Annotated in this window: 8 protein-coding genes; 2 read left to right on the plus strand and 6 right to left on the minus strand. The window is 66.7% G+C overall.

Going from position 1 to position 7,519, the window contains the following annotated elements:
- From Q0176_RS02900 to Q0176_RS02915, 4 genes are all read right to left on the minus strand, one after another.
- The coding region (locus tag Q0176_RS02900; RefSeq protein ID WP_299299084.1) for a PASTA domain-containing protein at nucleotides 1-236 on the minus strand (236 nt) is incomplete at its 3' end.
- 6 nt (nucleotides 237-242) lie between these two features.
- Nucleotides 243-1,616 (minus strand): RsmB/NOP family class I SAM-dependent RNA methyltransferase, encoded by a 1,374-nt coding sequence (locus tag Q0176_RS02905; RefSeq protein WP_299299086.1) that lies wholly within the window; start codon nucleotides 1,614-1,616, stop codon nucleotides 243-245.
- A 107-nt stretch (nucleotides 1,617-1,723) separates the two neighbouring features.
- Nucleotides 1,724-2,416 (minus strand): zinc metallopeptidase, encoded by a 693-nt coding sequence (locus Q0176_RS02910; protein ID WP_299299088.1) that lies wholly within the window; start codon nucleotides 2,414-2,416, stop codon nucleotides 1,724-1,726.
- 141 nt (nucleotides 2,417-2,557) lie between these two features.
- On the minus strand, nucleotides 2,558-3,694 hold the full coding sequence (locus tag Q0176_RS02915; protein ID WP_299299090.1) for a DegT/DnrJ/EryC1/StrS family aminotransferase: 1,137 nt from the start codon (nucleotides 3,692-3,694) through the stop codon (nucleotides 2,558-2,560).
- Nucleotides 3,695-3,802: 108 nt separating this feature from the next.
- Between Q0176_RS02915 and Q0176_RS02920 the strand changes: the two genes are divergently transcribed.
- Both Q0176_RS02920 and Q0176_RS02925 read left to right on the plus strand, forming a co-directional pair.
- Nucleotides 3,803-4,048, plus strand: coding sequence for a hypothetical protein (locus tag Q0176_RS02920; protein WP_299299092.1), 246 nt, complete (start codon nucleotides 3,803-3,805; stop codon nucleotides 4,046-4,048).
- 187 nt (nucleotides 4,049-4,235) lie between these two features.
- Entirely contained in the window at nucleotides 4,236-5,618 is a 1,383-nt protein-coding gene (locus Q0176_RS02925) for a helix-turn-helix transcriptional regulator (protein WP_299299095.1), read from the plus strand.
- 12 nt (nucleotides 5,619-5,630) lie between these two features.
- Here Q0176_RS02925 and Q0176_RS02930 read toward each other — a convergent pair whose 3' ends face one another.
- Nucleotides 5,631-6,629, minus strand: coding sequence for a tRNA-dihydrouridine synthase family protein (locus Q0176_RS02930; protein WP_299299097.1), 999 nt, complete (start codon nucleotides 6,627-6,629; stop codon nucleotides 5,631-5,633).
- The gene (locus Q0176_RS02935) at nucleotides 6,626-7,405 is read right to left on the minus strand and encodes a type III pantothenate kinase (RefSeq protein WP_299299099.1); all 780 of its coding nucleotides are present in this window, start codon (nucleotides 7,403-7,405) and stop codon (nucleotides 6,626-6,628) included. The genes Q0176_RS02930 and Q0176_RS02935 overlap by 4 nt, the downstream gene beginning before the upstream one ends.
- Nucleotides 7,406-7,519: the final 114 nt, after the last annotated feature.

The following is a 7,519-nucleotide window of genomic DNA, read 5'->3' on the forward strand; positions in this document are numbered from 1 at the left end:
TCGGGCGACTGGGCCAGCACGCGCCCCGAGGGCAGGGATGAGACCACCTGCTCGATTTTTACGGCAAACCCCAGACGCTCGGCCTCGGCCACGGCGTCGACCACGGAACGCTCCCGGAGGGGCGGAACGACGATCGTGTTCGACGGCCGGAAGAACACCGTATAGAAAGCCACGGCCCCAGAGGAAAAGATCACCAGGACGACCAACAACAGGGTCCAACGGATTGCTTTGCCCATCGGCACTCAGACCTCCGCTCTCTTCATGATGATGGAACAGTAAAAGCCGTCCAGCCAGGGCGACGCGGGCCAGATGTACGCACCCCACGGACGGCCCCTGCGGAAGGGGCCGGAGACACCCCACGGCGAGGGGACCTCCACGCCGTCGGCCCGGCCCGACAGGACCTCCGCCACGACGTTCTCGTTTTCCTGACGAAGAAGGCTGCACGTGACATAAATTATAATACCATTTGGCGCGCACAGGTCCAAAGCCCGCGCCAACAAATCCTTCTGAACGGAGACCAGGCGGTCGAAACGGGACCAGGAGAGCTGCCACTTGGACTCCGGCTTCCGGCTCCAGGTCCCGCTCCCCGAGCAGGGAGCGTCCAGCAGAACAAGGGTGGGGGCCTCACGCGGCTCGAGCTCCAGGGCGTTGCCGCAGCGCAGCTCCGCACGAGCCTCCACGCCCAGACGCCGCATCTCGCGGGCGGCGCTCAGGTGCCGTCCGCGAGAAAGCTCCCAGCACTCCACACGCGCTCCGGGCAGGGACTGAAGGATCTGGCCGGCCTTGACTCCCCGTCCCGAGCACATGTCCAGAATCGGGCCCTCCCTCCAGAAACGCTCAGCCAGCGAGGCCACGAGGAGCGACCCCTCCGTCTGGACCGTACACCACCCCCGTTCATAACCGGGAAGAGAGGTGGGAAGCACGGTGCCTTGAAGGCGGAGCGCTCCCGGGATGTCGGAGGGCTCGGGCTCCAGCCCCCCTTCCCGCAGCAGGTCCTTCAGCGCATCCGCCCGCCCCGGGGAGACGCGGAGGGAGGATGCCGGCGGGATGCGCATCAGGTCGAAAAGCTCGTTCAGCTCGGACCGCTTCCACGATTTGGTCCAGGCCGGCAGAGACCAGACGGGCACTCCCGCCCAGAGGGCACGGTCCTCGAGGGAGGCCGAGCGCCGCAGCGCCTCGACCCTCTCCGAGCCCCGCTCTCCGACGGCGTGCAGGACGGCGTTGACAAGGGAGACGAACCTTCCCTGCCCCTCGTTCTTGAGGTGTTCCAGCAGGCCGTTGACCAGAACGCCGCCGGCGAAATGACGCAGCTCCAGAAGCCCCGCGGCCCCCACCAGCAGGCAGTCCGCGATCTGGGGCGGCAGGCGCCCTCCCGCCGCGGGCCGCCCCGGAGAGCGGCCCCCGCCGCCCCGGCTCCGGGAATCCCCGGACCGCAGGAACCCCCCGACGATGTGCCGCCACATCTCCTCCCGCCGCAGCACGATATAGACCAACGAGGCGGCGAGGGACAGATCCCCGGGGGCCATCGCCGAGCCGGAGTCCCGCAGGGCCTCCGAGGCGAAGCGCCCCTCCCTCACACGGGCCAGTACGTGAAGCGCTCCCTCAATCCCGCGCACGATATCCTCCCCAAGGCCCCCGAAATCGAAAGAAAAAGGAGCACCCCCCGACGGGTGCCCCATCGCTGCATTTTGACGGCAAAACGAAGATTCGTCCCATACGCGAATCAGCGATCCCGAGAGGAACCCCTCAGGACCAGAAGGCGCACCAGCTGCAGCACGGACATCAGGGCGGCGGCGACGTAGGTCCAGGCGGCGGCGTTCAGAACGCTCCTGGCGCCGTTCAGCTCATCCTGGGCCAGGGCTCCCGTCCCGTTCAGGATCGTGATGGCGCGCGAGCTCGCGTTGTACTCCACCGGCAGCGTCACCAGGTGGAAGACGACTGCGCCCAGAAAGAGCACGATGCCCAGGTTCATCAGAAACTGACCGCGCATCAGGAGGCCGATGAAAAAAAGGGGGATGGCCATGTTGGAGACCAAACCAACCACAGGCGCCACCCGGTTGCGGAACATCAGGGGCGCGTATCCCTCGCTGTGCTGGATGGCGTGCCCCACCTCATGGGCGGCGACTCCGATGGCGGCGATGCTGGAGCTGGAGTAGACCGAGTCCGACAGGCTGAGCGTCCGGTCCCTGGGGTCGTAGTGGTCGGTCAGGTTCCCCTGAACGTGATTGACCGGCACGGAGGACAGTCCGAAACGATCCAGCAGCATCCGCGCCACCTGGGCGCCCGTGACGCCGCCCCGCGCCTGCACCTGGCTGAAGCGTTCGAAGGTGCTCCTGACGCGCATCTGAGCCCAGAGCGACAGGAGCAGCGCCGGGATCAAAAGGAGCATCGTGGGATCGAAAAAAGGATAATACATGAGGCGGATTCCCTCCCCGTACATCAAGAGTATGTAAGCCTAGCCAGTATAGCCGCGGGCCGCATAAAGCGCATCCGCAGAAACCACACCGGCAGGGCCGCCGCCGCGGTTGGCGCGGGCTGCTCCCATATCGTTCCGGGGCTAGGCCGGAAAAGCCGCGATCGCCTCCACCAGACGCTCCTGTTCCTCCGCCTCGAGGCCGGGGAAAATCGGGAGCGCCAGGGACTCCTGCGACAGGCGCTCCGCCTGCGGGCAGTCTCCAGGCCGTCCCCCCAGAAAGGCGAAGCAGGGCTGGAGGTGCAGCGGCAGGGGGTAATAGACGCGCGTCGTCAGCCCCAGCCCGTCGAGGTGGGCCATCAGCCTGTCCCGGTCCGGAACGCGCACCACATATTGATGATAGATATGATGGTTGCCGGCGAGCTCCTCGGGAAGCGTCACCCGGTCCGTCAGCCCCCGGGACTCGAAGAGCAGACGATACCGGTCGGCGCAGAGGCGCCGGTCGGCATTCCAGCGCTCCAGGTGGGGCAGCTTCACATCGAGGACCGCCGCCTGGAGGGCGTCGAGCCGGCTGTTCAGCCCGACCTCCTCGTGAAAGTAGGTGCGCTCCTCGCCATGGACCCGCAGGCGCCGCAGCCGTTCGGCCCGTCCTGCGTCGCGCGTTACGACCATTCCGCCGTCGCCGCAGCCCCCCAGGTTCTTCGTGGGAAAGAAGGAGTAGCACCCCACGTCCCCCACGGCGCCGGCCCGCGCGATACGGTTCTCCACCCGACGCCAGGCGCCGAAGGCCTGGGCGGCGTCCTCCACGATCGCCACGCCCCGCTCGGCGCAGAGCGCCGAGATGTCCTCCAGGGGCACGGTCTGGCCGAACAGATGCACGGGCAGAAAAGCCTTTGTCCTCGGGGTCAACCTGCGCTCGACCTCGGCAAGGTCGATATTCCCGGTCACGGGATCGATATCCGCGAACACGGGCCTGGCCCCAAGGCGCACGACCGCCCCCGCCGTGGCGAAGAAGCTGTATGGGGTCGTGACGACCTCGTCCCCCGGCCCGACATCCAGGGCCATCAGGGCCAGGATCAGCGCGTCCGTCCCCGAGGCGCAGCCGATCGCCGAGCCCTCGGGAAGCTCCAGGTAGCTCTCGACATGCTCCTCGAAAGCGCGGACCTCGCGCCCCAGGATGAAGGACTGAGCCTCGAACACGCGCTCCAGAGCCCCCCGCACCTCGTCCCGTATCTCCGCATAGGCCCGGGACAAGTCCAAAATAGGCAGACGATCGTTCACCCTACCATCTCCTCGAAATTCAAATCGGCTTAGGCTCAAATATCCGCCGCGGCGTTTTCGTTTTTATGATACATTATCCCTCAAACGTCGAAATTCGAGGAGAACGACATGCGGCTTTTCATCACGGTTCTATCCATGATCTCCGTCATCGCGTTCGGCTACGCCCTGGCCGGATATGCGGGATACGCCCTCGGGCGCGGAAGGGAGGACTACATCGTCCTGGGGCTTGCCCTGGGCTTTCTGACGGGCTCCCTCTCCCTGTGGCTCTGGAAACGGTGGATGCCCCTGTTTCTGGAGGAGGCGGACACGGGGGAAGAGGAACGCAGCGATCGAGACGGAGGGACATCCGTCTGAGCCCTCGTGTTCCGGAACTCTCCGGCCCTCGCTCTCGGGCGGATGGGAAAAACCATCCTGATGGGGGTATTGCCTTTCCGGGGTTTGGAGCGGTTTAATGGACCCGGGTTCGAGTCCCCGCGGAAAACCGCTCGAGGGCGCGGTCCGGGGGATTGAAGGATAATGGAAGGAACTGGAGGGAACGGAAATGGACGCAGCACAGCGCATCGCCCGCGCCACCCCTTTCGAGGCGGCTTCGACGTCGATCGGCCTCGGGCTCTTTCTCGTCTGGCTCTCGCAGGCCCCGTCCCGGGCGCTTCTCCCCGTCGCCCCCATCCTGCTCACGTCGTTTCTCTTCGCCTTCGCGCTGAGCTGCACGCTGATCGCCCGGACCAACCTCCCGGGGCCAGGCAGTTTTGCGCGGACAATCTGGCTCATGCCCTGCCTGCTGCTGCCCCTGCCCCTTTTGGGAGGCCTTTGGGGCCCGCTGAAGATCCCCGCTCTGCTGCTGCCCGCCTTTGGGGCCGCCCTGCTCTTCTGCCGATGGATGACGCTCTGCGCGCGCTTCTCCCCCAGGACCTTTCCTCTGCTCTACGGGCTGTCCGCCCTGGCCTCCGCAACGGGGAGGCTCGTCATCCCTCAGTTCCCCCCGCTGCTCCACGCACTTCCCTTCCTCTCCACGGGGCTCCTTCTCCTGGCCGTCCGGGAACGGCGCTGGATGCCCGAGGGCGAACACTACGCCAGCCCCGTCTTCTCCACCCGAGAGGGGGTCGGCCTCATCGCCTTCGCACTCGTGATGAACGTCATGCAGGTCATCGCCGACTCCGGATTTTCCGCGGCGCGCCCCCTGTCCTCCGACGTTCCGGAAATTTTATCCGCACTGCTCTCCCTGGCCGTGCTCGTATCTCTGCTCCGTCTGAGCAGGCCGATCTCCTGCCGAGGCATCCTGACCGGGGGCATCGGGCTCTGCGCGGCGGGGATCCTCCTGGTCGGGGTATCCGCCCCGATCGCGCTGCTCTCCATGAGCATGGGCTGCTTCTTCCTCGAGCTCTCCTTCTGGCTGCTGATGCTGCAGTTTGCCGCGCCGTCGCCGAACCCGGCGCGCATGATCTGCATCGGGGCCTCCCTGCTCACCTTCGCCCTGATCGCCTCGCGTACGCTTCTGAACTTCCTCTCCCCCCTCGGCGCGGAAGCCCTCTCGGTCCAGTCCGGTTTTGCCCTGTTCACCGGCCTGATCTCCGCTGTCTTCGTCCTTCTGCCCCGCGCCGCAGCGGACATCCCCGCCCCCGCCTCCGCGGCCCCGATCGCCCCGGCCGCGATCCCCAGGCAGGCGCCAACGGCGAATTCGGACGACGGCCGGGAGCTTCGCCTCAAGGAACGTTTCGAGGCCCTGGGACTGACCCGCCAGGAAATCCGCATCACCATGATCCTCCTCGAGGGGACCGGCGACGAGGAGCTCTGCGGGCAGCTCTTCATCTCCAGGAACACGCTGAAGTTCCACATCCGCAACATCAATCGGAAACTGGGGACGTCCGGCCGACGCGAACTGCCGTCCTTCGCGGAACGCCTGCTCTCCCCCGAAGGAGAATGACGACGCCCGCGCTCAATCCACGGCCATACCGGCCCTGAAGACCTCCAGCAGCGCGTCCAGATCCGAGGCGCAGCCCGCGCGGCGGCGCAGCTCGGCCGCCCCGCTCATCCCCCTGAGCATTCCCCCCATCAGCCGTTTGAGCAGCACCACGGCCAGACGCTCTCCGCATAGCGCCCTGGCCCGCTCTCCGAGGCGCGACAGCTCCGCGCCCCTCAACTCCGGGCTCGGATCGAGAAACCCTCCGGGGATCGGGAGCTCCAGCGCACGAAGCGATTCGGGGAACAGCCAGGGATTTGCCAGAGCGCCCCGGGCCAGCATCACGGCGGCACATCCCGCGTCCAGGTATTCCCGAACATCCTCGGGAGTGCGCACATCGCCGCTGGCGGCAATCCTGCCGGGGAAACGCCGCGCCGCCTCCGCCACGACCGTCCTGTCCGAGCGTCCCTCGTAGCGCTGGGCCGCCGTCCGCCCATGGATACAGACGTTCTCGGCCCCCGCATCGAGCAATCCCTCCACAAAACGTATCGTATCCTCGTTTTTTCCCTCGCTGACCCGGCGCATCTTGACCCAGACGGGGAGCCCCAGGCGCTTCAGCCGGCGCGTCATCTCGAACGCCTCGGAAGGGACGTTCAGCAAGGCCGCGCCCGCCCCCCGCCGGGTTACCTTGGGCATGGGGCAGGCCATGTTGAGCCCCAACCCGGCAAAGGCGGGCCCCCCTCTCGCGCCCTTGAGCTCCAGGGCGACCTCCGCCCCCCTCGCCACCGTGTCCGCCTCTCCTCCAAAAAGTTGAAGGATCACGGGCCCCTCGCCCGGCAGGGTCTCGAGCATGTCCGAGGTCTTGCGGTTCGCCCGCACCAACCCGGCGCAGCTCACCATCTCCGTGTGGGTCAGGGCAGCTCCCAGCCTCGTAAAGAACTCCCGGACCGGCGCCGCCGTGACCCCGGCCAGGGGGGCCAGGCAGAGCGGGCTGGCAAGCGCCAGGCCGCCGACGAAAAACGCGCTCGCCGTCACGGCAAAGCCTTTTTCCCGGAGGCTCGCTCGTGGATCAGGCGCAGGCCGTCCAGGGTAAGCCAGGGGTCCACCTGGTCGATGGTCCTGGATATCCCGGCCATGAGCTCCGCATGCCCCCCCGTGGCCACCACCCCGGCATGGACGCCGAGCTCGGAACGGACCATCTCCACAAGCCGATCCGTCAGCCCCGCATTGCCGAAGAGGATCCCGGACTGGATGGATTCGTTAGTATTGCGTCCTATGACCGAAGGCGGCAGCTCCACGCCGACCTGAGGCAGCTTGGCGGTGCGGCCGAAGAGCGCGGAGATCCCCGATAAGAGGCCGGGGGCGATCACGCCTCCCAGGTAGGCCCCATCCGCGGACACGACGTCGAGGGTGATGGCCGTCCCGTAGTCGACGACGATGAGCGGCGCTCCATATTTCGCGCGTCCGCCCAGGGCGTTGACGATGCGGTCCGCCCCGACCTCGCGCGGGGAAGCGTAACGTATCTCCATGCCGATGTCCGTGAAGGCGTCCACCCTCAGCGCCTCGACGCCCAGGAAGTTCCGTATCGCCTCGCTCACGGGGAGGTCGAGGGGGGGGACGACGCTCGCGAACACCGCGCCGTCGATCCCCTCGGGCCCCACTCCCTTGGTCCCGAGCAGGGTGAGCAGATAGACCCCCAGCTCGTCGGACGTATGCAGAATAGAAGAAAGCCGCCAATGCGCCGTCAGTTTCTTCCCGTCGAAAATCCCCACAACCGTCGTGGTGTTGCCCACATCCATCACCAGGAGCATTGCGCCCTCCTCCTTGGCGGAACAGTGCCTTTGGCCTCGGCCTAGAAAGCCCGGTCCCATGTTTTCTTCAGTATATCAAAGGCAGCTTGCAAGGCGAAGCCAAGACATGACAAC

The organism is uncultured Fretibacterium sp. (genome assembly GCF_938040765.1).
Lineage (GTDB): Bacteria > Synergistota > Synergistia > Synergistales > Aminobacteriaceae > CAJPSE01.